The organism is Paenarthrobacter aurescens, from assembly GCF_041549525.1.
GTDB lineage: Bacteria > Actinomycetota > Actinomycetes > Actinomycetales > Micrococcaceae > Arthrobacter > Arthrobacter aurescens.
Genome location: NZ_CP157456.1, coordinates 4103812 through 4128447 on the forward strand (window position 1 = coordinate 4103812; position 24636 = coordinate 4128447).

The following is a 24636-nucleotide window of genomic DNA, read 5'->3' on the forward strand; positions in this document are numbered from 1 at the left end:
TTCAGTCTATTGGATTAGTGACCAATAGCACGTTGGTCATGCGACCAATAGCGTCCATGGGCCGGTATCCCAACGGTGCGAACCGGTCCTTGCCCGAGAGGAACAGCGTTGTCCCACCCCCATTTGACCGATGCGGTCAGCTATCCCGAACCCCTTGCCCACCCCGAAAAACGCGGCATTGAACTCATCGAATCGTCCGAACGCCATGGCCGCGCCCGGGACCTCTTTCCGGTGTGGGCCGCCCCCAACGTCAGCGTCCTGAACTTCACGGTGGGCGCCACGCTCATCCTGCTGGGCATGGAGCTCTGGCAGGCTTTCCTGGTCATCATCGCGGGCAACCTCCCGTGGATCCTCACCGGGATCGTGGCCACCAGTGGCCCGGCGGCAGGCACCTCCGGCTCCGTCATCACAAGGGCCATTTACGGAATCCGCGGGAACAGAGTGGTGGTGGCCTTCTTTGGCTGGTTCATTTCCGCAGTTTTCCTGGCGCTCAACTGGCTCGCGTCCTCGTTCATGGGCGCCGAGCTCCTGGCGCAGATTGGCTTCACCGATCCCGTCCTCGTACCGGTGCTCGTCACCATTATTGTTGCCGCCATCACCGTGCTGGTGGCTGTGTTCGGCCACAGCCTGATCCTGCGCAGCTACCCCGTGGTTGCCTCGGTGTTGCTTGCCATCTTCCTGCTGGTGACGGCCTTCGTTCTGCCGCACGTGCAATGGGGCTACACGGCTCCTGCACCGTTGGAGGGTCTGCCGCTATGGTCTGCCATGACCATCGGATTCGCCATCATTGCTTCCTCGCCCCTGTCCTACTCAAATAGCCCGGACCTGGCGCGCTACCTCCCCAAATCCACCAAACCTTCGCACATCATCGCGGCCACAGCCCTCGGTGGCGCTTTGCCAGCCATCTTCTTCACCTCAGTGGGCGCATTGCTCGCAACAGGGATTGGCTCCGCAGCGATGGATCTTGGCATCGAATCGGCGCTCCTGGCCCTGCTCCCGGCCTGGCTCGGGCCCATCTTCGTAGTGGGCATCATCATCAACACCATCGCGCTCAACGGGATGACTACCTACACGGCGAGCATGGCGTTCCAGTCCATCGGCGTACCCATCCGCCGCATCCCCTCAGCGGTGGTAGTTGGAGCGATCGGCACAGCGCTGACCATCTATCTCGTCATGTCCACCAACCTGCTGGACGCCGTGAACCTCATGCTGCAGCTCTTGGTCCTCATCTCCGGACCCACCATGACCATCTTCGCCACGGACGTCATCCTTCGACGCAACCGTTACAGCGGCGAAGACCTCTTTGACGAGCAGCCCGGCAGCCGCTTCTGGTACTCCGGCGGCTGGCACGTCCCCGGTTTGCTCGCCATCGGCCTTGGCGCAGCCGTGGCCTCCCTTTTCCTCACCAGCTCAGTGTGGACCGGCCCTATCGCCGCGGCCATAGGCTTCCTGGACCTTTCGGTGCCGGTGTCCATGGTGGTGACAGCCGGCGTCTACATCGCCCTGACGCGCCTCGCCGCGAAGCGCCGCCCCACCGCAATCCCCTCCATTGAAGGAGCCCCCGCATGACCACCACCGGAGCCCATCCCCCGCGTTACCGCGGCGCCGCCGGCCAGCCAACCCTGGATTCGTGGCAGGAAGGACCGCACAACCGTTGGACCTTCGCCCACCTTGGTGAAATGCTGCCGACGGCGTCAGTCCCCCGCCACTTTCCGTCCGCCCCGGCAGCGGCTACTGAGCGGCTGGGCTCCCTGGCCGTTCCCGGCTTGAGGCAACGGCTGGAGGAGAGCTACACCGACGCATTCCTGGTCCTGCACCGCAACACCGTGGTCGCGGAGTACTACCGCCCTGGCTTCGCCCCCGATGACCTGCACCTGGTCATGAGCATTTCGAAGTCGATGTGCGGCCTGGTGGTCGGGGCGTTGGTGGATTCCGAAGAAATCGTCACGTCCCACCGCGTTGTCCACTACGTCCCCGAACTCGCCGGATCGGTCTACGACGGTCCCACCGTCCAACACGTCCTGGATATGGCTCTCCACCTCAACTACAGCGAGGACTACCTGGATCCGTCTTCCGAGGTGCAGACCCACGACCGCTCTGCCGGGTGGCGCACCCGCCGGGACGGCGACCCCCAGGACACCTACGAGTTCCTCACCACGCTCACAGGCAACGGGACAGTGACACATAATGGTTCGGGGGGCACGTTCCAGTACTGTTCCGCGAACACGGACGTCCTGGCATGGATCATCGAGCGCGTAACTGGACTCCGTTACTCAGAGGCTCTGTCCAAGTACCTGTGGTCCAAGCTCGACGCAGACCGGGACGCCACCATCACCGTGGATTCCAGCGGCTTCGGCTTCGCTAACGGCGGGGTCTCCTGCACTGCCCGCGACCTCGCGCGGGTGGGCCGGTTAATGCTCGACGACGGCGTAGGTCCGGCGGGCCGGGTGGTATCCGAGGGGTGGGTCCGCAGCATACTCGCTGGAGGAGACCGGGAAGCCATGGCCGACGCATCCTTCACCGGCATCCACCCCCACGGCTCCTACACCCGCCAGTGGTGGTGCACGGGAAACGAGCGAGGCAACGTGACAGGAATCGGCATCTACGGCCAGTACCTCTGGATCGATCCCGCCACGGATACGGTGATAGTCAAGCTCTCCACCTGGCCGGAACCGGATAGCGGCCACCTCCACGAGCTCCAGAACCAACTGCTCCTCGATGTCAGCCGCTCCTTGGATCAGCCCCTCGCATCACAAGAGATACCAACAGAAGAAACTGCCCAGGAAAGCAAGGAAACCGCAGCGTGAGAACCCAGCTCTACACCAACGCCCGCATCTTCACCTCCGATACCCGCCGCTGGGCCGAGGCCATGCTCGTCCAAGGCGAACGCATCCTCTACGTGGGAGACATCCACACAGCCGAACGCTTGGGCGCGGACGCCGAGCGGATTGACCTTGAGGGCCGATTGGTGGTCCCCGGCTTTGTGGACGGCCACGCTCACGTCGTCGGCACGGGAGAAGCCTTGGGGCAAGTCAGCCTCTGGGGAGCCAAATCAGTGGAAGAGATTCAGCAACGCATTAAGGCAAGGGCCACCGAACGCCCGGATGCCGAGCGGATCCTGGCTACCGGGTGGCTGCACGGCGCAATACCGGGCGGTGTACCCGATTCCGGCATGCTCGATGCCGTAGTTCAAGACAAGCCCGTGTATGCCTTCGCCTACGATTTCCACTCCGTGTGGGTGAACTCCGCGGCGCTGGCCGAACTGGGGATCGATGAGCACACAAAGAATCCGCACGGCGGAACCATCAAGCGCGATTCCCACGGCCAGGCAACCGGCTACATCGATGAGAACGCGTTCTACGACCTCGTGCTCCCGTTCCTCGACTCACAGGTCAGCGAGGATGAGCACGAGGCCAGCATCGCCGCCGTCCAGGAGGCCTACCGGGAGACCGGCGTGACCACTGCGTGCGATATGGGATTCAACGAGACCGATCTCGAAGCCTTCAACCGGGCCGACAAAGACGGCACACTGACCAGCCGGCTGATCGCCTACTGGCGCGTGAACAACGCTGGATCGGCGGCGGAAAACATCGCCCAGGTCCAGCGGGCGGCCGCGCTCGCCGTCGAGCATGTTTCGCCTTTCCTGCGCGTAGTGGGCATCAAAGTCATCATTGACGGCACCATCGACGGGTGCACGGCAACCTTGGGTATGCCGTACGCCGATGGTTCGAATGCGGAACCGATCTGGAGCCTGGAGGAACTGGCACCCGTGGTTGCTGCGGCGGATGCGGCCGGTTTGAAGGTGGCCATGCACGCCATCGGCGACGAATCGGTGAGGATCGCGATCGGCGCCGTGGAACACGCCGTTGCGGAGAACGGCCCCCGCGAACGCCGCCACCGCATTGAGCATCTTGAGCTGGTGGACAGGGCCGATGTGGATCGCCTCGCCGCGCTGGGCATCACCGCCAGCATGCAGCCGGTTCACGCCGATCCCGCTATCAGCGAGAACTGGGCCGCCAAGTTGGGTGACCACCGCGTGGACCACGGATTCGCGTGGCCTTGGATCACGGCGGCGGGCGCCCGCCTCGCTTTCGGCACGGACTCCCCCACCTCCCCGCACGCACCACTGCCCAATATGTATGTAGCCACCACACGGTCTTCGGCCTTGGACCCGTCCGCCGGAACCAACGTCCCGGAGTTCGCGCTGCCGCTGGCCGATTCCATCGAGCATGCAACGCGCGATTCTGCCTGGACGTGCGGGGCTGAGCATGAGATTGGTCGCCTCGCCGCCGGCCTGTACGCGGACTTCGTGGTCCTGGACACGGACGTTTTCGCTGCAGAGAACCCGGGAGCCCTCCTGGAAGCAAAGGTCCTGCGGACTGTGGTGGGTGGGCGCACCGTCTACACTACGGATCCGCGCTAACCGCAGCCGAACGCCCGACGGCGACCACCCGCCGTCGGGCGCTTCTTCCGTGCTGTGCCGGGGTTACGTGACGTAGGAAACTGCGGCGCAGAGCGCCTGCAAGGCACAATGGAAGGCATGACCCTCACAACTTTCGCCCTCGTCCGTCACGGCCAAACCGATTGGAACGCGGAGCGCAGGTTGCAAGGGGCCACTGACATACCTCTTAACGACGTCGGCCGCGGCCAGGCGCGCGACGCCGTCGCCTTCCTGTCCGGTCAGCAATGGGACACCGTGGTGTCCTCACCGCTGAGCCGCGCCGCCGAAACTGCGGAGATCATCGCCGAGGGTCTCGGCCTCAAGGTTGCCCGGCTGGTACCTGAACTCACGGAGCGCAGCTTCGGTCCCGCCGAAGGACTCCAGGCCGGGCCCGAGCTGGAGGCACTGCGCATTCCCGGCGGTTTCCGCGGCGGGGAGAGCGACCAAGCCGCTGCTGATCGCGGCATTGCTGCTTTGGAATCCCTGGCTGAGGAATTTCCCGGCAAACGCGTCCTGGTGGTGGCACACGGCACCCTGATCCGGCTGACGTTGAGCCGGGCGATCGGACGCACCTTGGACAGCGTGCAGAACGCAGTACTGAACCTGGCCCATCATCACGTGACCGACGGCTGGCAGCTGGAGTACTTCAACGGCGAGCGCGTCACGGCCGACGTCGAGTCCTGAGCTGTTCTTCCCTCCCATCCCGCGCGGCTGGCGCAAACGTGGATCACCGATAGTGTTATCTCGGCTGGGAATGGCCCGGCTGGAAACGTAGCACCCAATGGGGGAATGAAGTGAAGAAGTTTGCGCTGCAAAGCGCCGGAATATCGGCGCTGGTAATGATGGCATTGACCGGCTGTGGCGGGTCCACGGAATCCGCGGGATCCACGGAGGCAGCCACGCCGTCGGCAACTCCTACCGTAGCCAAGCAGTACACCAGTGATGAACTCATGGCCATGGTCAAGCAGGTCAAGAGCCCGTCCGGCAAAGAGCTCACCGTTGTTTCAAGCGAAGAACTCGCGCAGGAAAATCCCATGAAGGCACTCCTGAGCATGTTCACCGTTGAACCTGCCGAGTGCAAGGACCTGGGAACCCTGGGTGGCTCTGAAGTTCTTGAGGGTTCCACTTCGGCCGCTGGCGGAGACTTGAACGCCGAGACCGGTGTCATGACCATGGTTACCCTGACGTCCGGTGTGGATGTTCAGAAACTGAAGGACAGCATGGCCAAGAGCGCCGATCAGGCCAGCAAGTGCGCCACCATGACGTTGTCCATGTCCGGCCAGTCCATGACCGTCTCCACGGAGAAGTTTGAAGGCATCAGCACGGTCCCGGGAACCCAGGGCTACAAGACTGCCATGTCCTCCGCCAGCGGCTCTTCCCAAACCACGTACATGGCGTACGTCATCAAAGACGGAGTCATGATCTCCGCTACAGCATCCGGAAAGGGCGCCGAGGCCGCTGGGGTGGCTGCCGCCGGCGCAATGATGGACCAGGCAGCTGCACTGATCAAGTAGCTGGCGCTTCAGAGGCAAGGGCCGTGATCCTCAGGTGAGGTTCACGGCCCTTGCTGGCCCAGTGGGCAATGGGCAATGGGCAATGGGCAATGGGCAATGGGCAATGGGCGCAGCCTACGCGGTTACCGGGCAGGTGCTGACACACCCCGGGCCACTATGAGCTCGAGCAGGTTCTCAGCTTTGAGGCCTAGAAGGGCAGCCGCGAGGTTCCCCATCAGGTCAAGCACGTACTCGCTGCTGGCACTTCCGGCCAGCACGTCCATCACCAGTCCATCTTCCTGCGCAACCAAGGTCCGGGCGATCTTGGCCGGGTCCAGAAGGGGCGTGAACTCGCCGGCGCTGGTTCCGGCGTCGATGATGTCCCGGTAGACGCGTTCCTGCGCCTTGGTCAATTCTTCCTGGATCCGGCGCTGCCCGGCATCGCGGAGCATGTGGGGCCAGTACTCGTAGAGGATCCGTGAGACGTCGTCGTCCAATCCGGCGGTAGTGCCGGCGCTGATAACCGCGGCGAGCCGCGCCGTCGGGCTCATGCCGGGGTCAACGGATTCAGCGAGCTTCTCAAGGAACCTGCCGGAGGAAGCCTGCACGGCGGCGGCGATGATCTCTGCATGGCTCCCGAAGTAGTACAGCACGGCGTTGGCGGCCATGCCCGCCTCTGCTGCAATGGCGCGCAGCGTAGCGCCCTCCGCGCCGTCACGGGCAGCCACAGCCTGGGCTGCAGCCACGATTTCCTGGCGCCGGATTTCCTTCTTGTCTACCTTTGCCATGGCCGCTCCCCCGTGGACTCTTGAAAATTTCTGTTGACATTGACTCTAGACCGGTATTGAATGGCATTCAAATTTGAATGTGATTCAAATAAATGACTTGAGATACCAACAACAGATTCAACGAGGAGTCTCCGTGTCACATCCCCCTTCCCCCACCCCGCTCACCGGCAACCCACCTCAAGTGGCACCATCAGAAATTCCGACAGCCGGGAATCCTGCGTCCAAAGGCTTGAAGGCCGGATCCATCGGCATCGGCCCCACCGTCGCCCTCGGCCTGGCAGCCGTAGCACCCGCCTACAGCCTGGCCGTGACGCTCGGCTTCGTAGTCCTCGCTGTAGGGGCGAGCACCCCTGCAGCATTCCTCCTGGGCTTCGTTCCCATCCTGTTCACCGCCCTGGCGTTCAGGGACCTCAATAAGGAGATGCCCGATTGCGGCGGCGTTTTCGTCTGGATCACCCGCGTCTTCGGGCCGGTTGCCGGGTGGTTCCTGGGCGGCTGGGTGCCACAGATGGCCACCTTCATTGCGGGCGCCGCCGTGGCTCAAGTCGCCACCACGTACCTGCTCACCTTCTTTGGCTTGGCATCGATCGCCGCCCAACCCCTTGCCGTAGCTGCCATCGCATGTGGGTTGATCGTCCTGAGCGCATGGATCGCGGCGAGGGGAATCGAGCTCTCCGCCTGGGTGCAGTACGCGCTGATTGGCCTCCAGCTGGTGGCACTCGGCGGATTCTGCATCGCAGCCTTCACCGCCATGGCCACGGGTAACGCCACAGAAGGCGCAGAAAAGCCGGGCCTGGACTGGTTCAATCCCTTTGCCTCCGGCGACATGTCCGGCCTTGTGTCCGGCGTCATCCTCTGCCTCTTCATCTACTGGGGCTGGGATGCGCTGATCGCGGTGAATGAGGAAACCACGGACCGGAAAGGCACACCCGGCAAGGCTGTGGTGATCACTACCATCATCCTGCTGTTCTTCTACGTGGTGACGGCTACGGCCGCCGTCGGATTTGCCGGAACTGCCAGCATCATCGATCCCGAGACCGTTTCGGACGTCCTCTCGGTTCTCGGGCCGCAGGTGACGGGAAGCGTTTTTGGCCAGGTGATCGTTCTCGCGGTGGGGCTGTCTGCGTTGGCAGCACTGTTGACGGTGGCGGTCAGCACGCCGCGCACATGGCTCAGCATGGGCACGTACGGCGCCCTCCCCAAGGCCACCACAAAGATGCACCCCAAGCGAGGAACACCCACCACCTCCATCGTCTGGTGGGCCGCCATCACCGCAGCCATCACCCTGGGGCTGACGGCAATCAGCGCTGACTTCATCGGCCTGGCCATCCTGTCGGTGGGACTGATGATCGCTGCGTACTATGCGGCCACAGCCCTGGCCTCCGTGGTGTACTTCGCCCCGCAAATGCGCACCTCCGCATCAGCCCTCATCCTGAAGGGCATCCTCCCTGGTTTAGGCGCACTCCTGATGATCGGAGCGTTCGCTTACAGCGCCGTGGACATGCTGTCCCCTGAATACGCGGGACTGTCCTGGCTGGGAATCGGTTCGGTGTTCTGGATTGGGATCGGCGCGCTGTGCTTGGGCTTGCTGGTGACCGCGATCCTGAGGACCAAACTGCGCCGCTTCTTCTCCGGCGAAGCCATCCCCCGCGGAAATGTCACCACCCGCCACCACCTTCCAACAATTCTCAGCAATCAGATTCTCAGCAATCAGATCCACAGCAACGAAACCGAGGCATAAATGCGCATCCTGTCCATCGCAGCAATCCAGACCACCCCGGTCCCCCACGATCTTGAGGCCACCTGGGCTCGGTTTGAAGCACAGGCTGAGTCAGCCAAGAAGCTGGGCCCCGACGTTGACGTCATCGTGGTTCCGGAACTGCTGCTGTCCGCGCCCGGCGAGTTCCTGCTTCCGGACCCTGAAGGCGAAACCCGTTCCGCTGCACCCATCCCCAGCCCACTGACGGACCGCATCTCGGATCTCGCGCGCAGGCTCAACGTGTGGCTCGTGCCCGGTTCACTGCTGGAAACGGACAACGGAAACACGTACAACACCGCAATAGCAGTCTCACCGCAAGGCGAGATTGTGGCGCGCTACCGGAAGCTCTTTCCTTGGCGTCCGTTCGAGACCACCACGCCCGGCGATTCCTTTGTGACCTTCGATATCCCCGGATGCGGACGAATCGGCCTGGCCATCTGCTTCGATGGCAGCTTCCCCGAAGTTGCGCGCCAGCTGGCCTGGCTGGGGGCTGAAGTCATCATCCAGCCCACACTGACCACTACCCGGGACCGGGCCATGGAAATTGTCATGTCCCAAGCCAATGCCTTCGCCAACCAGGTTTATGTGGTGAACGTCAACGGAGCGTCGCCCTGCGGCGTGGGCGAGAGCGTGATGGTGGATCCTGAGGGGACCATCATGCAGCAAGCCCGGGGTGGGGAAGAGGTCCTGTTCGCCGTACTGGATCTTGACCGCGTCACCCAACTCCGCCGCTACGGCACGCATGGCATCAACCGTCCGTGGGCGCAGCTGAGGGACCAGGAGGGCACCTTGGCCTTCCCCATGTTCGGTGGCGCGCACTTCCAATCACCGGAGTGGGCTGAAGAGTCGGCTCCGGCCGGGCAGGCCAGCCGGAGGGCCTGAGCGCCGGCCAACCCAGGACCCACGCAAACTCAAGAAGCGTTCGACGGCGGGCTGCCGTCGTCGAACGCTTTTTCCGCACCCTAGAGAAGATCAGGTTACTTACTTCTATACTGGCGTTGTGATGGCATCACTGTGGTTTGGATTGATTGCCTCAAGCGCCTTGGTCATAGGCGCAATCATCGGCGTGCGCTTCGAGCTTCCGAAGCGGCTCCTTGCCATCCTGCTGTCCTTCGCCGCCGGCTCACTCATTACTGCGCTGGCCTTCGAATTGTTCGAGGACGCCTACGAACAAGGCGGGATCATCCGGGCGGCGGTGGGGCTCCTGGCAGGCGCAATCGTCTTTACGGCTTTGAGTGCGCTGCTGGATCGCTGGGCGCAACCCGGGCGAACATCACAGTCCAAACCTGCAGACGAAGTACAAGGCAGCCCCAAGCTGGACACCGACGCCGCCGCGTCAGACAAAGCCGCCACCTCCGCCTCAACACGTGGCGCGGCCGGCATGGCATTGTTGGCGGCGGTGACCTTGGACGGCGTGCCGGAAAACGTGGCCTTGGGCATCTCTTTAGGGGAAGGAGCGGGCGGCCTCGCACTTCTGGCAGCCATCTTTGTTTCGAACCTCCCCGAAGCCCTGGTGGGCGCATCATCCATGCGCAGCCAGGGGCGCAAAGCCGGGTCCATCATGCTGCTCTGGAGCGTATGCGCCGTGTTGCTGGTTGCCGCAGTGGTACTCGGCGCCGGGCCACTCTCCTCAGTGGAGCCGGAAACAATTTCACTCCCCCTCGCTTTTGCCGCCGGTGCCGTGATCGCCTCACTCGCCGACACCCTGATGCCTGAGGCCTACGAGCACGGAGGGCCGGCCGTGGCTCTGAGTACCGCAGCAGGATTTGTCCTGTCCTTCACACTCTCCCTGGCCTGAGCAGCACTCAACGCAAGCGGCACTCAACGCAGGAAACGCACGACGGCGAGTACTCGCCGTCGTGCGTTTCTTCTGTAAGTTGCGGCTGCTGGGCCTTGCGAGAACTAGACCCTGCGAGAACTAGACCTCGGGGCGCCGCTCGACCACGGTGTGGGGATCGCCGCGGCGCTCAACCACGGTGCGGCGGGTCCTGTTGGACATGGCAATGGAAATGATGAGGCCGATGATGCCCACCCCAATCAGGATGTAGCCCACCAGGACTTGATCAAGGAAGGGAATGATTCCGGGGGCGAGCGCGAAAGCCAGAATAGCTCCAATGGCAATCAGTGCAATGGAAGAACCAATTCTCATAACGTGCTCCTCAGGTTTTTTCGGTGCAGTCAGGGTCTACACCGAATCTGTGTCATCAGGATACTTATGATCTGCGGCTCCGGCCAGTCATCGCCGCGCCGCTTTAAGCAGCCTTGTTAGTGACCGTAGCGTTCCGCCACCCGGGCGATTGCGTCCTCAGGAGTCGGAGCCGGGCCGAAAACCTGCTCCTGACGGGTGACGTCCGCTACGTACTTTCCGGTTTCAAACCATGCCACCATGCTGGCCATATCGCCCACCAACGGCAGGACCTTAGCCGTCACCTTGCCCAGCCCGGCAATTGCGCCTGAGGGCACGGACATCACCTTGATCTGCTTGCCTGCCCTGTAGCCGGCCAGTTCCGCGGCTTCATGAATGCTCACCGGCCTGCTCCACCCAATGTCTATGCGCTCACCTTCAACAATGTCCGCGTCCACCGCTTCGGCAAGGTAGGCGGCAACATCGCTGGCCAGGACGAACGTCAGCCGGGCGTCCTTGGAACCGAGCCACACGAAGCGGCCCTTCGCAAAAGGATCCCCTCCCATCCCCACCGCCTGGTCAAAGAAGGCCCCCGGCCGCAGGGCCACAAACGGAACACCAAGCCTTTCGAACGCGTCCTCGGCCAGTTTTTTGTTCCAGAAATGGGGAATCTGGGGAGTTTGGTCGCTGGTGACAATGCTGATCAGCACAAAGCGCGGCACGGCAGCGTACTTGGCGGCGACAGCCAGGTTGCTGTTTCCGAACGTATCAATGGCTTGAGCGTTCCTGTCATTGCGGGTATAGCCGGCAGCCGTGGAGATCGCCGCGGAAACCCCTGTCATCGCGGTGATCAGGGAAGCGGTGTCCAGCATGTCGCCGCGGACGATTTCCACACCCTTGGCCTCAAGTTTTGCGGCCTTGGATTTGGGCCGCACCAGCGCCCGGACCTTCTTGCCGCGTTTGAGAAGCTCATCCACCACTTGGCCACCCAGGAAACCCGTAGCGCCAACAACAAGGACAGGCAGGTCTTCGGCCACAGTTTCTCCTCAGTGGTTCTGTTTCTAGGGTCAGTGGTAGCACGCCATGGGAGCTGCAATCCAGAGCCGACTCCAAGTCGCTACTAAAGTGCACTGTTAGTGCAGTATGATGCACTAATGGATGAAAGCACCACCACCCTCTCCCTGGCAATCGGCGCCCGGGTAAAGCAGGAACGCCAAAGCCGCGGATGGACCCTGGATCAGTTGGCCGACGCCGCGGGAGTGAGTCGCCGAATGATCATCAACGTGGAGCAGGGAGCCGCAAACCCCAGCGTCGGAACACTGTTGCGCATCAGCGATGCCCTGGGTGTTGGACTTCCTTCCCTGGTGGAATCCCCCCGGCCCAAAGCGGTCAAAGTGACCCGCAGCGGCGAAGGCGCAACCTTGTGGACCAGCAAACAGGGCGGGCGCGGAGTCCTGGTGGCCGGCACCGAGTCTCCGGATGTGGTGGAACTCTGGGACTGGACGCTTGGCCCCGGAGACCAGCACGGCAGCGAAGCCCACGCCTCAGGAACCAAAGAACTCCTGCAGGTACTCCAGGGCACCCTGACCGTGGACGTCGACGGCCAGGTGACCACCCTTGAAATGGGCGATTCCATGACCTTCCCGGGCGACGTTGCCCACTCCTACGCCAACCAGGGCAAGGAGCCCGCCCGGTTCTCCCTGGCCGTGTTTGAGCCGGGCGTGGGTTCAGGACACCTGCAGGAGGCCGGCTCATGAGGACCCCTCAAAGCCTTCCCGTTCCCCCATGGGGGTTGGCAGTGGCCGCCATGATCTCCGTCCAACTGAGCTCTGCTTTCTCGGTAGGCCTCATTGGCCAAGTGGGCGCGGCAGGGACGGCATGGCTGAGGTTGAGCATGGGTGCCATCATCTTCCTGGCCATCGCCCGGCCGCCCCTTCGCTCTATCCGCAGGCCGGACATCCTGCCCCTCCTGGGACTCGGCATTGCCACCGGGCTCATGACCATCATGTTCCTCGCCGCGATCGAGCGCATTCCGCTGGGCACCACGGTGGCCATCGAATTCCTGGGACCCCTGACGGTGGCAGCGATTCGAAGCCACAACCGCAAAGCCTTGGCGTGGCCCGCATTGGCGCTGGCCGGCGTCGTCCTCCTAACCGAACCCTGGCATGGGGAGATCGATGCGCTGGGCGTCATGTTCGCCGCGATCGCCGCCGTTGGCTGGGGGGCCTACATTCTGCTGACCCAAAAAATCGGCGACCGTTTCACCGGAACAGGGGCCCTCTCGCTCACTGTCCCCGTAGCTGCCGTCACGGCCGCAATAGTCGGTGTTCCACAAGCAGCCGGGCACCTCAGCCTGGAAGTTCTGCTGGCTGCCCTCGGTGTGGCAGTGCTCATGCCGGTGCTCCCCTTCATCCTGGAAATGATGGCCCTGCGGCGCATGACGTCCAACGCCTTCGGCACTCTCATGTCCCTGGAACCGGCCTTTGGTGTGCTCCTTGGACTACTGGTCCTGCATCAGCAACCGTCCATTGTCCAGTTCATTGGCATCACCCTGGTTGTGCTGGCGGGTGCCGCGGCCCAGCGAGGTGGCCAGAGGAACCCGCCGTCCGCTGAGGCGGTCCTGGGCTTGGAGCCGCCGCTTTCCAACGGCCCTGGGAAGGTGACTACGCCAGCCAGCACGCCGGCCAGCACGCCGGCCAACACGTCCGGAAGTTCGGCCCGGACTTAAGCCCGGGATTCTGCGTGCTCAGATGGTGATGACCACCTTCCCGCGGGCTTTACCGCCGTCGAAATAGCGCATGGCTTCCGGCACCTGCACCAGCGGATACGTGCGGTCGATGGCCGGGGCGATGGTCCCTGCATCCAGGAGGCCTGCCAGATACTCAAGGTCGGCGGCCGACTGGGCGCCCAAGATCATGGTGAGCCGTTGCTTGATGAAAGGGGAGAGCATCACGGCCCGCAACTGCCGATCCAAACTGCCCGTCCATGAGCCGCCCTCCTCTCCACCGGTGATCACAGCAGTGCCGGAAGGGGTGAGCGCGCGGCGTAGCCGGGAAACGGAAGGGTTGCCTGCGATGTCGATGATGACGTCGTAGCGGGGAGCGCCCCCGGCGGCATCGCGCCCACCGACACCCGCGAAGTCCTGGGTGGTGTAGTCAATGACGTGGTCCGCGCCGAGCACCCGCACCAGGTCCAGCTTGGCGGTACTTGCCACACCGGTCACCTCGGCGCCGGCTGCCTTGGCCAGCTGCACCGCAAAACTACCCACACCACCTGAGGCGCCGGTGATCAGGACCTTGGGTTCCTTGTCCGCCCGGCCGGAATGGGAGTGGATGCCGCCGGAAGCGGGCTGGATACCGGCGGCATTGGGCTGGATACCGGCGGCACGCAATGCCATCAAGGCAGTGCAGGCAGACACGGGAACAGCTGCGGCTTCCTCAAAGCTGATACCCGCCGGCTTGTGGGCGAGCTGGTTCTCGCGGGCAGGGGCGAACTCCGCGAAGGAGCCCTTCCCCGAGCCGAACACCTGGTCACCCACCACAAACCGCGTCACTTTGGAACCCACAGCTTCCACCGTCCCGGCGAGGTCCAAACCGGGGACCGGATTCCTCGGAGCCCGGAATCCATAAGCCAAGCGGACGGCATACGGCAGGCCTCTGGTGACATGCCAGGTCCCGCGGTCCAGTCCCGCCGCCACAACCTTTACCAGCACCTCGTTGTCCGCCATGGACGGGCGTGGGATTCGAGCCTCATGCAGCATCTCGGCGGAGCCGTAGGCCTCCTGGACAACAGCCCGCATGAACGGAGCCGGCATGGCGGGCTGGTGGTGATCACGTGATTCCTTGGCTTGCTGACCAGTGGTCATGGCCGGACCTTTCAGGAGTGATTGGTTTTTCAGCATTTTCGTACGCTGTACCAATCACGCTACCGTACACTGTACTAAAGCGCTAGGGGCCCACGCTTCCGCCCATAAGCCCCCACTAAACATGGAGACCACGTGACTGCAGCACCCCAGCGACCACCCCTCAGCCGGGAACGCGTTCTCGAATGCGCCGTCGCGCTCGCAGACCAGTCCGGGATCGGCGCCCTGACCATCCGCACGCTGGCACAAAGCATGGGAACCAAACCCATGTCCCTCTACTACTACGTGGCCAACAAGGACGAAATCCTGGACGGCATAGTGGACATGGTCTTCAGCGAGATCGATCCTCCGGCGCCCGGGGGAGACTGGCGCGGGGAAATGCAGCGGAGGGCCCACGGAGTGCGGTCAGCGCTGAGGCGGCACCCCTGGGCAGTGGGCCTGCTGGAAAGCCGATCCGCCCCGGGCCCGGCCACGCTCCGGCACCACGAAGCCACGCTCGCCACCTTGAGGGAGGCGGGCTTCACCGTCCATCTGACAGCCCACGCCTATGCGCTGCTGGACAGCTACATCTACGGCTTCGCCCTGCAGGAAGCCGCCCTGCCGTTCGAGGGGCGGGATACTGCTGCCGGGATCACCAACCCCATCATGGAGCGCTTCGCCACCGGTGAGTATCCGCGGATGGTGGAGATCGCCGTCGAGCATGTCCTCAAACCCGGCTACGACTTTGGCGACGAGTTCACGTTCGGACTCAACCTCATCCTGGACGGCCTTGAACGCTTGAAGTCAGGCACCGACTAAGACCCCGCCTGACGGGAGTCGCGAGTCTCATTGGAGGCGCTCAGGATGACGGGGTACGGTCAGGCATAGCTGACCACGCCGAATAAGGGAGCTGAGTTCATGGCCATGATTGAGGACTATGCCATCATCGGGGACCTGAATACGGCCGCCATGGTGGGACGCAGTGGTTCCATTGACTGGATGTGCCTGCCGCGGTTCGATTCCCCGGCCTGCTTTGCCTCACTGCTGCACAATCCCGACGCCGGCCGCTGGCTCCTCGCGCCCGCCGGAACACCGGAGGGCGGCAACTGCACCCGCCGCCAATACCGCGAGGACACCCTGATCCTGGAAACGGAGTGGGAAGTGGACGGCGGCTCCGTCCGCGTCATCGATTTCATGCCCGTCCGCGACGACGCCGTTGATCTGGTGAGGATCGTCGAAGGGTTGTCCGGCGAGGTGACCATGCAGATGGAACTGGTTCTGCGCTTCGATTACGGCCGGGTGGTGCCGTGGGTCCGGCATAGCGAGCACGGCATCAGCGCGGTGGCCGGCCCCGACTCCGCATATCTCACTACTCCCGTCACGTTGGAGGGCCGGGATAAGCGCACCGTCAGCGAATTCACGGTACGGGCCGGCGAGCGCGTTCCTTTTGTGCTGCGTTGGGCTCCCAGCCACGTGCGGGAGCCGCGAAGGATCGACCCCTTCCGGGCAGTTTCGGTGACGGAGAAGTTCTGGCTTGAGTGGATCAGCCGGAGCGAGATGACCGGCAAGTACAAGGAGCCTGTGGAGCGGTCCTTGATCACCCTCAAAGCCCTCACCTACGCACCTACCGGCGGCATTGTGGCGGCCGCAACCACGTCCCTGCCGGAGCAGCTGGGCGGCCCGCGTAATTGGGATTACCGGTATTGCTGGTTGCGTGATGCCACACTGACGTTGCAGTCACTCCTGGCTGCGGGCTACACAGAGGAAGCGTCCGCGTGGCGGGATTGGCTGCTGCGCGCCATCGCCGGCGATCCTTCGGAGCTTCAGATTGTGTACGGGCTCGACGGCGCCAGGAGACTTCCGGAGGCGGACATCCCCTGGCTGTCCGGTTACGAAGGTTCACAGCCTGTCCGGACGGGAAACGCCGCGGCCCCGCAACTGCAGCTGGATGTGTGGGGCGAGGTCCTGGATGGGCTCTCCCTCACCAGGGCGGCTTCCCCTGACCACGCTGTGGACACGTCCTGGGACATCCAGGTGGCGTTGATGGAGTACTTGGAGGGGGCGTGGAACCAGCCCGACAACGGGCTGTGGGAGATGCGTGGACCCCGCCGGCATTTCACGCATTCCAAGGTCATGGCGTGGGTTGCTGCGGACCGTATGGTCAAGGCTGTCCGAACCTCCGGGTTGCCGGGCCCTGCTGACAGGTGGGCGGCACTTCGCCGGGAGATCCATGCAGACGTCATGGAAAAGGGCTTCGACGAAAAACTCAACACCTTCGTCCAGTCCTACGGCAGTACGGAACTTGATGCGAGCCTGCTCCTGATACCGCGGGTGGGATTCCTTCCGCACCGGCATCCCCGGGTGGCAGGAACAGTGGGCGCCATTCAGAAGGGGTTGACTGACGATGGCCTCGTCCTCCGGTACCGCACCGAGTCCGGCCATGACGGGCTGCCGGGCGATGAAGGCGTGTTCCTGGCCTGTTCGTTCTGGCTGGTGGATGCGCTGCTGGGTATTGAGAGGAAGGATGAGGCAACTCAGCTGTTCGAGCGGCTGCTGAGCCTTCGCAATGATGTGGGGTTGCTCAGCGAAGAGTGGGATCCGCGGACGCAGCGGCACCTTGGAAACACCCCGCAGGCCTTCAGCCATTTCCCCCTGATTCACAGTGCGTTGCAGCTACATGAGGGTGAAGCCCACAGCAGCGACACCCCGCTCCATAAACCCAGGCATCCGGAGCGGTCCAGCGGCTCTACCCTTCGGAATGATGCTCGCCTTCGGTAGCGGGGGCCTCGCCTTTGTGGCTCGCTTCCTCCAAGTGAAGGTCCAGTTTGCGCTCGGCTTCGCGCCTGCGCTGGCCAATGGTCCGCATCTGTTGGGTGGTGGGGTCTCCCCACTCATCTGATGCGGCGCTGGCTGGCCCGGCGGGCTGCCCGTTCTCTTGTTCGCCCATACGTCAATGGTCCCATCACGAGGTGGTCAGCAACAGCTTAAATCCGCCGTTGTGAGGCCCGCCCTGCGCGCTCCCAGGTGTTTTTAGGGCGCAGAGCGGGCCACACAACCAGTGTTTAGCGGCGGTCGCGGTCGATGCCGGTTCCCTCGGTTTCGATCCTCTCCTTACGGACCTCCTCATTTACCTCAACGTCATCGGTGACGGTGTCCTTTTCCAGGCGTACCCGCTCCACCGGAACGGTCTCCTTCTCCACCACGGGCCGCTCTTCGTGGATGGTGACCTCGTGTTCGCTCTCCGTCAGATCCGGGCCGGACATGGCATCACCTGCGTTGGCGTCGGTGATGGGCTCACGCTCCAACCGGACTTCCTCGCGCTGCACCGGAACGGTGGTAGTGACGTTTTCGGTGGTGATGTACTTGCGCAAGCGGGCACGGCCTGCGGCCTGCTTCTCCGTGCCAACGTTCAGCCGCTCTTCAGAGCGCGTCATGGCGTCATCGTCGCGGCGCGTGTCAGTATCCCTCGCGTAGTCGGTATCCCGGGCGTAGTCAGCATCGCGCGTGTAGTTGGCGTCTGTGCCCACTGCGTCCCTGGTGCCGGCATAGTCATCATGGCCACTGAAGCCACGTTCATCTTCGAGTCCGTAGTGGTTGTAGAGGCGGCTTTCCTCCCCGGGATCCAAGTGACCGTCCTCGGCAACCCGCGGAGCGTCCTTGATGTGGTCCTTACTGAAGGGCACTATTACGTCGTCACCTTCCACGGTGGCATCCCGGAGCGGGATGAATGATTCCGAACTTCCGAAGAGACCGGTTTTGACGGTCACCCAGGTGGGCTCACCGGTGTCATCGTCAGTGTAGAAGGTACCAATGGAGCCGACCTTGTCACCTTCAGTGGTGCGGACGTTTCCGTTGAGCCCCATCAAACGGTCAATGTTTTCCCTCGCGAGCATGATGTCTCCTTGGAATGCGGTTCTCTTATGTAGGTTGCCAAGCGGGCTGCATCACCAGGCATGGTTTCCGGACGCCGGGCGGGGAATGGGTTCAACCCGTCGGCTTTAAGGAACACAAATACCATAAGCATGCTTAGTGTTTCTTTGGCAAGCCCTAATTGCGAACCGGGATCCCCTTCACCCAACCGAACCGCACGACGGCGGGTGGCCCGGCTGGCTCGACGGCCGACTGCCGCCGTCGAGCGCTTTTTGCACACTTTCCAGAAATCGCTTTCTTCCCGCTCTCGCATGCACTACATTTATCTCCAGCGGTTTTCGGGATGCTATCCCGATAATCGGAATCTATGAAAAGCGTCCTTATTCACGGCTACCAGCCAACACCCGCTTTGGAGACACATTGACTGAGAACAGCGTTGTTCAGAATGCCGACCGGCCAGGTGCCGGCGCCGCGCCTGAGGTGAAAAACGTCCGTCGGGCCGCATGGGCGGGACTGATCGGAACCGCCCTGGAGCAGTACGACTTTGTGATCTACGGAACCGCCTCCGCGATCATCTTCAACAAGATTTTCTTCCCTAACGTGGACCCTTCAATCGGCATCCTGGCGGCCTTCGGCACTTTTGCCGTCGGCTTTGGCGCCAGGCCATTGGGCGGGCTCTTCTTCTCCAAGTACGGCGACCGTCTGGGCCGCAAATGGGTTCTGGTGGCCACCCTCTTCCTCATGGGCATCGCCACCTTTGCCATCGGCCTGCTCCCCACCTTCGAACAAGCCGGACTATGGGCACCTGCCCTGTTGGTGATTTGCCGTTTCTTCCAAGGCTTCGGAGCCGGCGCTGAACAGGCCGGCGGCGTGGTCCTCATTGCCGAAACCGCACCCAAGGGTCGGCGTGGCAAGTACGCCTCATTGGTGTTCGTCGGGGCAGCGGCCGGCACGGCACTCGGTGCTGTGGTGTGGATTCTGGTCCAGATGATGCCCAAGGAGGCGCTGGAAGCCTACGGATGGCGGCTGGTGTTCTTCTCCTCCATCTTTGTGACGATTGCCGCTTACGTCATCCGCCGCAAGCTCAAGGAATCCCCGGTATTCCAGGAAATCAAAGAGGGCGCAATCGGCAAGCGGGACACTCCTGTGGCAGATGTGGTCAAGAACGGCCGCACCAATCTCTTCCGCGTGTTCTTCATGAACGTCGGCGCCAATGCCCATTCCTACTTGTTCCAGGTGTTCCTGGGCACTTACCTCATCAGCCAGCTCAAGATCGACCCCACGTTCATTCCAAAGGTCCTCCTGGTGGGTGCACTGTTCGCTTGCGTGTCCGCCTACGTGTTCGGCAACCTCTCGGACAGGTTTGGTCGCCGTTCCATGTACTTGGTGGTGACTACCTTCCTGTTCGTCTTCCCCATCCCGGCCTTCCTGCTGATCAGCACCGGCAACCTGTTCCTGATCTCGCTGGTCATTGTGCTGGGCTTCATTTTTGCCGCCCAAGGATCCGTAGGCGTCCAGGCTGCGTACTTCCCTGAGCTCTTCGGCGCACGCTACCGCTACGCCGGGGTGACCCTGGGCCGCGAGTTTTCCTCCGTCTTTGGCGGCGGCATCGCCCCTCTGATCTGCTCCGCACTGGTCACGGCCTTCAGCGGATCCTGGATCCCGGTGGCCATTTACATGATGGCCATCATGGGCATCAGCTTGTTCACCACCATCAAATCCCCGGAGACGGTTGATCGTGACCTTCTCCTTGAAGAGGACGCCAAGTAATGCAGACCCCCGTTACGCCCATCCATCCGAGCAAAATAGTCATCACCGATTGCGACCACCATTCGATCGACATCGAGCGGGCGGTCGCCAGGGAGGCCGGCGTCGAACTGGTTCTGGCGCAATGCCGTACCGAGGACGAGGTGATCGCTGCCGCCGCCGACGCAGACGCGATCGTGGTCCAGTACGCGCCCATCACCGCCAAGGTTCTGGACGCTTTGCCGGGCCTGAAAGCGATAGGCCGTTACGGCGTCGGGGTTGACACGCTCGACGTCGAAGCCGCCACCGCGCGCGGTGTCGCCGTCTGCAACGTCCCCGATTACGGCACAGAAGACGTCAGTGACCACGCGATTGCGCTGGCCGTCAGCCTGGCCCGCGGTATCACGCAACTGGACCGTGGTGTGCGCCGCGGGGACTATTCGCTGGGGCCGGTCCAACCGTTGCACCGGATCCGGGATCGCGTGTTCGGGGTGGTGGGTTTGGGGTTGATCGGCGCCGCCACGGGCCGGAAAGCGAAGGGGCTGGGCTACCAGGTGATCGGGTCCGATCCCCTGCTGACCACGGGCTCTGTCACGGCGGACGGAATCACCGTAGTCAGCTTCGAGGAGCTCATTTCCCGTGCCGACGTCATCTCCCTGCACGTGCCGCTCAACCAGCACACGCACCACCTGATCAACAGTGACGTCCTGGACAGGACCAAGCCCGGAGCCGTTCTGGTCAACACATGCCGCGGCGCTGTGGTGGATACCGATGCTGTGGCAGCAGCCCTGAAGGACGGGCGCCTGCATGCAGCGGGCCTGGACGTCTTTGAAGTGGAGCCCCTGCCCAGGACCAGCCCGTTGCTGGAACTGGAGAACGCGGTCCTCACGCCACACGCCGCCTGGTACAGCGAGGAATCCTACGCCGAGCTCAAACGCCGCACGGTGGAGAACGTGGTGGAGGTCTGTGCCGGGCGTACGCCGCGCAATATCCTCAACCCGGATGCGCTGAAAAAGAGCGTGTGGGCATGAGCGCCGGGGCAGTCGCCGAAACGGCCTCCAGGACCATGCGCGCAGCGGTGTGGACCGGCCCGGACACCATTGAGAACCGGACCGTGCCCCTTCCCGAGGTCCCTGAGGGCTGGGCGTTGGTCAGATCTGAACTCACGGGGATTTGCGGCACGGACTTCTCCATCCTCCACGGAAGCCACCCACGCGCTGAAGCGCCCGTGGTGATGGGCCATGAAATCACCGGAATTGTGGAGCGCGCCGCCCCGGGAGGCCCGGCCGCGGGAACCCGCGTGATTGTGGAACCCCTGATTCACTGCGGAAACTGCCACCCTTGCCGGGAAGGCAACACGCATGTGTGCCGGAGCCTGAAGCTTTACGGGATCGACGTCTCCGGGTCCCTGGCCGAATACGTTGCCTTGCCGGTGGAAACACTCATCCCCATCAGCTCCGGGGTTCCGCTCCGGGAAGCCGCGCTGGCCGAACCGTTAGCCGTAGCTGTGCACGCCGTTTCCCGGTCCGGGCTCCGTGGCGGAGAGCGGGTGGTGGTTTTCGGAGCCGGCCCCATCGGTATTCTTACCGCCCTTGCAGCCCGGCATGAAGGGGCCGGCAGCGTCCTGATTTCCGAGCCCTCCCCGGAACGCCGACAGGTGGCCGAGGAGCTGGGCTTTGACACTGTTGCTCCCGGCGCGGACCCGGTGGAGGCCATTCTGGAGGCAACAGGCGGGGACGGCGCGGACATTGTGTTCGACTCCGCAGCCCACCCCTCCGTGGCGGCCCTGCTGCCGAAGGCTGTCCGGGTCATGGGCACCATCGTCCTGGTGGGTGTCTACAAGAAACCGGTTGAGGTGGACCTCCAGGCCCTGACCTTCGCCGAGAACACGGTAGTGGGGGTCCGCGTCTACACCCGGGCGGACGTCGAACGCGCGGTCAAACTGATCGAAAGCGGCGAGCTGGGCCTCGGACGCGTCCCCGTGGAGGTCTTCCCCCTCAAGGAAACCTCCGCCGCGTTCACCAAAGCCATGACCGCCGGCGCGGTCCTCAAAGTATTCGTGGGCCCTGCTGAAGCGGGCCCCGGCAAGGAAGAAGAATGACAGACACCGGCAGTACTGACACGGCGCCGCTGCGCGCCCCCTTTGACCTGACAGGTTCGACGACGGCCATCACCGGAGCGTCCCGGGGCATCGGCCTGGGCATCGCCTTGGGTATGGTCCGTGCGGGCTCAAACATTGTTGCGCTCCAACGCGGTCCACTCGCCCCGGAACTCGCCAAAGCCGCGGCCGAAGCAGGGGTAATAGCCGAAGCCGTGGCCATCGACCTCTCCAGCCAGGACTCCGTGACCCAGGCGATTGAAACGACGCTGGCCACACACAGGATCGACGTCCTGGTCAACAACGCCGGCACGCAGATCCGCCATGACTCCGTGGAATTCCCCCTGGAGGACTTTGACGCCGTGATGAACATCAATACCCGGGCAGTGTTCCAGCTGTGCCAGGGCTTCGGCAAAGCAATGGTTGAGCGGGGACACGGCAAAATCATCAACCTGGCCTCATTGCTGAGCTTCCAAGGTGGACTCCGGGTTCCGGCCTATGCAGCATCCAAGGGAGCAGTAGCCCAACTGACAAAGGCCCTGTGTAATGAGTGGGCCCCGCACGGGGTGAACGTCAACGCCGTAGCCCCCGGCTACATCGCCACGGACATGAATCAGGCGTTGCTGGCCGACTCTGCACGCAACGAGCAGATCTCCAGCCGGATCCCCGCCGCACGCTGGGGTTCAGGCCACGACCTCGCCGGAGCAGTGGTGTTCCTGGCATCCCCGGCCGCGGACTACGTCCACGGCGTGGTTCTCCCCGTAGACGGCGGGTGGCTGGCCCGATGAACAGCAGCCAGACCCCGGACAGCAGCCAAGCAGCCAACCCGGTTCACCGGCCGGTCCCTTCCGCGATTCTTGCAGCCAACCCGGTGGTGGCCGTCATGCGGGCACAACACGCCCGCGAGTACGCCCCAGTGATCGAGGCCCTGGTCCGCGGCGGAGTCCGATCGATCGAGCTCACCCTCAGCACCCAAGGAGTGTTCGAGGAACTGCCCAGGCTCAAGGAACGCTTCGGCCAGGACGCCGAGATCGGTGTTGGCACCATCACCACCCTCCACCAGGGGCTGCAAGCCCTCGACGGCGGAGCGGACTACCTGGTCACTCCGGCGATGGTCACCGCAGTGGTGAGCGCCGCCGTCGAGCGTGGTATTCCTGTGTTTCCGGGCGGACTGACGCCCACGGAACTGCTGGCAGGCTGGAACGCCGGAGCCACAGCGGTGAAGCTCTTCCCGGCCTCGGCGGTCGGTACCGGATACATCGGCCAGCTCCGCGGGCCGTTCCCTGACATGCGGATTGTGCCCTCCGGCGGAATCGGGATTGACGATGCACCGGCCTGGATCGCGGCCGGCGCCCTGGCTGTCAGCCTTGGCGGCCCGTTGTTGCGCGATGCCTTCTCCGGCGGAAGCCTGACAGAACTGACCACTAGAGCAGAGAAACTCAGCCGTCTGGTCGCCGAGGCAGTGGAAGCGAAGGCAGCCAAATGACCCGCGAGGACCGGGGCTCCGGTGACGTGAAAAACCAGGCCTACAGCGATGTGGTGACCATGGGCGAAACCATGGCATTGATGAAGGCCGCAACACCCGGCCCCTTGGCCCATGCAGGATCGCTGGAACTTGGCATGGGCGGGGCCGAGACCAACTTCGCCATTGCCCTGAAACGCCTGGGCACCAGCGTCACCTGGCTGGGACGGGTAGGCCAGGACAGCCTCGGAGACCTGGTTCTGCGCGAAGTAGCCGCCGAGGGCATCACCACACTGGGCATCCGCGACGCCGGAGCACCCACAGGCCTGATGATCAAGGAACGCCGCACCCTGGAACACCTCAAGGTCTGGTACTACCGTTCCGGCAGCGCCGGTTCACGCCTGGCCCCGGAAGACGTCCCGGTGGAGACCATCCGCAACGCGAAACTCCTGCACCTGACCGGAATCACCCCCGGCCTCTCCGGATCAGCGTATGAAGCCGCCCTCAATGCAGTGAACGTGGCGCGCGAAGCCGGGGTGAGAGTCTCGTTCGACCTGAACTACCGCGCGGCCCTCTGGACAGAGGAGGACGCCGGCCCGGTTTTCCGCCGCTTCATTGAGCTGGCCACCATAGTTTTCGCCGGTGACGACGAAGCCAGGATCGCCGTAGGTCACGGGGCGGATTCCTTTGAACTCGCCCACAAAATCGCCGCTATGGGACCCCGTCAAGTCATCATCAAGAACGGCCCACTCGGCTGCGCAGCTGTCATCGATGGCGTCGAGCTCCGCCAGGAAGCAGTTCGGATCAACGCTGTGGACACGGTTGGGGCAGGAGACGCATTTGTGGCCGGGTACATCTCCGACCTCCTCGCCGGAGCCCCCGCAGAAGAGCGGCTGCGCACTGCCGTGAGGACAGGAGCCTTCGCCTGCCTTGTCCCCGGCGACTGGGAAGGCATGCCCCGACGCCACGAACTGGGGTTGTTGGATGCTTCAGAGCCTGTGACGCGGTAGCCG

General features: G+C 63.4%; 24 protein-coding genes. 18 read left to right on the forward strand and 6 right to left on the reverse strand.

All coding sequences use genetic code 11. The features are described from left to right. Positions 1-108: 108 nt before the first annotated feature. The 5 genes from ABI796_RS19065 to ABI796_RS19085 all read left to right on the forward strand — a co-directional run bounded on the left by ABI796_RS19065 (position 109) and on the right by ABI796_RS19085 (position 5955). Positions 109-1569: a purine-cytosine permease family protein gene (locus ABI796_RS19065; protein ID WP_246095792.1), complete on the forward strand. Its 1461-nt coding sequence runs from the start codon at positions 109-111 to the stop codon at positions 1567-1569. After that, positions 1566-2807, forward strand: coding sequence for a serine hydrolase domain-containing protein (locus ABI796_RS19070; protein WP_141283753.1), 1242 nt, complete (start codon positions 1566-1568; stop codon positions 2805-2807). Before ABI796_RS19065 ends, ABI796_RS19070 begins: the two co-directional genes overlap by 4 nt. After that, positions 2804-4423: an amidohydrolase gene (locus ABI796_RS19075; protein WP_141283752.1), complete on the forward strand. Its 1620-nt coding sequence runs from the start codon at positions 2804-2806 to the stop codon at positions 4421-4423. The genes ABI796_RS19070 and ABI796_RS19075 overlap by 4 nt, the downstream gene beginning before the upstream one ends. 108 nt (positions 4424-4531) lie before the next feature. Next, complete coding sequence (locus tag ABI796_RS19080) at positions 4532-5125, forward strand: histidine phosphatase family protein (protein WP_141283751.1); 594 nt, start codon at positions 4532-4534, stop codon at positions 5123-5125. 110 nt (positions 5126-5235) lie between these two features. Further along, positions 5236-5955: a hypothetical protein gene (locus ABI796_RS19085; protein ID WP_246095791.1), complete on the forward strand. Its 720-nt coding sequence runs from the start codon at positions 5236-5238 to the stop codon at positions 5953-5955. Positions 5956-6077: 122 nt separating this feature from the next. Here the strand turns inward: ABI796_RS19085 and ABI796_RS19090 are convergent, their stop codons facing one another. Beyond that, complete coding sequence (locus ABI796_RS19090; RefSeq protein ID WP_141283750.1) at positions 6078-6722, reverse strand: TetR family transcriptional regulator; 645 nt, start codon at positions 6720-6722, stop codon at positions 6078-6080. A 133-nt stretch (positions 6723-6855) separates the two neighbouring features. Here ABI796_RS19090 and ABI796_RS19095 point away from each other — a divergent pair, with 133 nt between their 5' ends. The 3 genes from ABI796_RS19095 (at position 6856) to ABI796_RS19105 (ending at position 10279) form a co-directional block, all read left to right on the forward strand. Continuing rightward, the gene (locus ABI796_RS19095) at positions 6856-8463 is read left to right on the forward strand and encodes an APC family permease (protein ID WP_141283749.1); all 1608 of its coding nucleotides are present in this window, start codon (positions 6856-6858) and stop codon (positions 8461-8463) included. Next, entirely contained in the window at positions 8464-9363 is a 900-nt protein-coding gene (locus ABI796_RS19100) for a carbon-nitrogen hydrolase family protein (protein ID WP_141283748.1), read from the forward strand. Positions 9364-9481: 118 nt separating this feature from the next. Continuing rightward, positions 9482-10279 (forward strand): ZIP family metal transporter, encoded by a 798-nt coding sequence (locus ABI796_RS19105; RefSeq protein WP_141283747.1) that lies wholly within the window; start codon positions 9482-9484, stop codon positions 10277-10279. 120 nt (positions 10280-10399) lie between these two features. Here ABI796_RS19105 and ABI796_RS19110 read toward each other — a convergent pair whose 3' ends face one another. Together ABI796_RS19110 and ABI796_RS19115 are read right to left on the reverse strand one after the other, a co-directional pair. Next, the gene (locus ABI796_RS19110) at positions 10400-10630 is read right to left on the reverse strand and encodes a DUF6458 family protein (protein ID WP_043470828.1); all 231 of its coding nucleotides are present in this window, start codon (positions 10628-10630) and stop codon (positions 10400-10402) included. Between the two features lie 116 nt (positions 10631-10746). After that, on the reverse strand, positions 10747-11643 hold the full coding sequence (locus ABI796_RS19115) for an SDR family oxidoreductase (RefSeq protein WP_141283746.1): 897 nt from the start codon (positions 11641-11643) through the stop codon (positions 10747-10749). Positions 11644-11760: 117 nt separating this feature from the next. On the opposite strand from ABI796_RS19115, the gene ABI796_RS19120 reads away from it, so the two are divergent. After that, entirely contained in the window at positions 11761-12363 is a 603-nt protein-coding gene (locus tag ABI796_RS19120; protein ID WP_141283745.1) for a helix-turn-helix domain-containing protein, read from the forward strand. Next, positions 12360-13334: a DMT family transporter gene (locus tag ABI796_RS19125; RefSeq protein ID WP_246095790.1), complete on the forward strand. Its 975-nt coding sequence runs from the start codon at positions 12360-12362 to the stop codon at positions 13332-13334. The genes ABI796_RS19120 and ABI796_RS19125 overlap by 4 nt, the downstream gene beginning before the upstream one ends. A gap of 18 nt (positions 13335-13352) precedes the next feature. Here the strand turns inward: ABI796_RS19125 and ABI796_RS19130 are convergent, their stop codons facing one another. Then, on the reverse strand, positions 13353-14471 hold the full coding sequence (locus tag ABI796_RS19130) for an NAD(P)-dependent alcohol dehydrogenase (protein ID WP_141283850.1): 1119 nt from the start codon (positions 14469-14471) through the stop codon (positions 13353-13355). Positions 14472-14603: 132 nt separating this feature from the next. Between ABI796_RS19130 and ABI796_RS19135 the strand changes: the two genes are divergently transcribed. Both ABI796_RS19135 and ABI796_RS19140 read left to right on the forward strand, forming a co-directional pair. Further along, positions 14604-15266 (forward strand): TetR/AcrR family transcriptional regulator, encoded by a 663-nt coding sequence (locus tag ABI796_RS19135; protein ID WP_141283744.1) that lies wholly within the window; start codon positions 14604-14606, stop codon positions 15264-15266. A gap of 99 nt (positions 15267-15365) precedes the next feature. Next, on the forward strand, positions 15366-17225 hold the full coding sequence (locus ABI796_RS19140) for a glycoside hydrolase family 15 protein (protein ID WP_141283743.1): 1860 nt from the start codon (positions 15366-15368) through the stop codon (positions 17223-17225). Here the strand turns inward: ABI796_RS19140 and ABI796_RS19145 are convergent. Both ABI796_RS19145 and ABI796_RS19150 read right to left on the reverse strand, forming a co-directional pair. Then, on the reverse strand, positions 17194-17394 hold the full coding sequence (locus tag ABI796_RS19145) for a hypothetical protein (protein ID WP_141283742.1): 201 nt from the start codon (positions 17392-17394) through the stop codon (positions 17194-17196). The two genes, ABI796_RS19140 and ABI796_RS19145, sit on opposite strands and share 32 nt — an antisense overlap. A 115-nt stretch (positions 17395-17509) precedes the next feature. Beyond that, positions 17510-18340, reverse strand: coding sequence for a DUF2382 domain-containing protein (locus tag ABI796_RS19150; RefSeq protein WP_141283741.1), 831 nt, complete (start codon positions 18338-18340; stop codon positions 17510-17512). 397 nt (positions 18341-18737) lie between these two features. On the opposite strand from ABI796_RS19150, the gene ABI796_RS19155 reads away from it, so the two are divergent. Genes ABI796_RS19155 through ABI796_RS19180 form a run of 6 tightly spaced genes read left to right on the forward strand, consistent with a single transcriptional unit; the run spans position 18738 to position 24633 of the window. Then, positions 18738-20087 (forward strand): MFS transporter, encoded by a 1350-nt coding sequence (locus ABI796_RS19155; protein WP_141283740.1) that lies wholly within the window; start codon positions 18738-18740, stop codon positions 20085-20087. Continuing rightward, positions 20087-21094, forward strand: a complete 1008-nt coding sequence (locus ABI796_RS19160) for a C-terminal binding protein (protein ID WP_141283739.1) — start codon at positions 20087-20089, stop codon at positions 21092-21094. Before ABI796_RS19155 ends, ABI796_RS19160 begins: the two co-directional genes overlap by 1 nt. After that, entirely contained in the window at positions 21091-22164 is a 1074-nt protein-coding gene (locus tag ABI796_RS19165) for a zinc-binding dehydrogenase (RefSeq protein ID WP_141283738.1), read from the forward strand. The genes ABI796_RS19160 and ABI796_RS19165 overlap by 4 nt, the downstream gene beginning before the upstream one ends. Next, positions 22161-22949 (forward strand): SDR family oxidoreductase, encoded by a 789-nt coding sequence (locus ABI796_RS19170; protein WP_170224920.1) that lies wholly within the window; start codon positions 22161-22163, stop codon positions 22947-22949. Before ABI796_RS19165 ends, ABI796_RS19170 begins: the two co-directional genes overlap by 4 nt. Next, positions 22946-23647, forward strand: coding sequence for a bifunctional 4-hydroxy-2-oxoglutarate aldolase/2-dehydro-3-deoxy-phosphogluconate aldolase (locus ABI796_RS19175; protein ID WP_141283737.1), 702 nt, complete (start codon positions 22946-22948; stop codon positions 23645-23647). The genes ABI796_RS19170 and ABI796_RS19175 overlap by 4 nt, the downstream gene beginning before the upstream one ends. Further along, on the forward strand, positions 23644-24633 hold the full coding sequence (locus ABI796_RS19180) for a sugar kinase (protein WP_141283736.1): 990 nt from the start codon (positions 23644-23646) through the stop codon (positions 24631-24633). Before ABI796_RS19175 ends, ABI796_RS19180 begins: the two co-directional genes overlap by 4 nt. Positions 24634-24636: the final 3 nt, after the last annotated feature.

Excerpts from the sequence above, each read along its gene's own strand:
- ABI796_RS19070 (WP_141283753.1), top strand. The coding sequence starts at position 1,566 with ATGACCACCACCGGAGCCCATCCCCCGCGTTACCGCGGCGCCGCCGGC.
- ABI796_RS19080 (WP_141283751.1), top strand. The coding sequence starts at position 4,532 with ATGGAAGGCATGACCCTCACAACTTTCGCCCTCGTCCGTCACGGCCAA.
- ABI796_RS19090 (WP_141283750.1), bottom strand. The coding sequence starts at position 6,722 with ATGGCAAAGGTAGACAAGAAGGAAATCCGGCGCCAGGAAATCGTGGCT.
- ABI796_RS19100 (WP_141283748.1), top strand. The coding sequence starts at position 8,464 with ATGCGCATCCTGTCCATCGCAGCAATCCAGACCACCCCGGTCCCCCAC.
- ABI796_RS19110 (WP_043470828.1), bottom strand. The coding sequence starts at position 10,630 with ATGAGAATTGGTTCTTCCATTGCACTGATTGCCATTGGAGCTATTCTG.
- ABI796_RS19120 (WP_141283745.1), top strand. The coding sequence starts at position 11,761 with ATGGATGAAAGCACCACCACCCTCTCCCTGGCAATCGGCGCCCGGGTA.
- ABI796_RS19125 (WP_246095790.1), top strand. The coding sequence starts at position 12,360 with ATGAGGACCCCTCAAAGCCTTCCCGTTCCCCCATGGGGGTTGGCAGTG.
- ABI796_RS19130 (WP_141283850.1), bottom strand. The coding sequence starts at position 14,471 with ATGACCACTGGTCAGCAAGCCAAGGAATCACGTGATCACCACCAGCCC.
- ABI796_RS19140 (WP_141283743.1), top strand. The coding sequence starts at position 15,366 with ATGGCCATGATTGAGGACTATGCCATCATCGGGGACCTGAATACGGCC.
- ABI796_RS19145 (WP_141283742.1), bottom strand. The coding sequence starts at position 17,394 with ATGGGCGAACAAGAGAACGGGCAGCCCGCCGGGCCAGCCAGCGCCGCA.
- ABI796_RS19150 (WP_141283741.1), bottom strand. The coding sequence starts at position 18,340 with ATGCTCGCGAGGGAAAACATTGACCGTTTGATGGGGCTCAACGGAAAC.
- ABI796_RS19160 (WP_141283739.1), top strand. The coding sequence starts at position 20,087 with ATGCAGACCCCCGTTACGCCCATCCATCCGAGCAAAATAGTCATCACC.
- ABI796_RS19165 (WP_141283738.1), top strand. The coding sequence starts at position 21,091 with ATGAGCGCCGGGGCAGTCGCCGAAACGGCCTCCAGGACCATGCGCGCA.
- ABI796_RS19170 (WP_170224920.1), top strand. The coding sequence starts at position 22,161 with ATGACAGACACCGGCAGTACTGACACGGCGCCGCTGCGCGCCCCCTTT.
- ABI796_RS19175 (WP_141283737.1), top strand. The coding sequence starts at position 22,946 with ATGAACAGCAGCCAGACCCCGGACAGCAGCCAAGCAGCCAACCCGGTT.
- ABI796_RS19180 (WP_141283736.1), top strand. The coding sequence starts at position 23,644 with ATGACCCGCGAGGACCGGGGCTCCGGTGACGTGAAAAACCAGGCCTAC.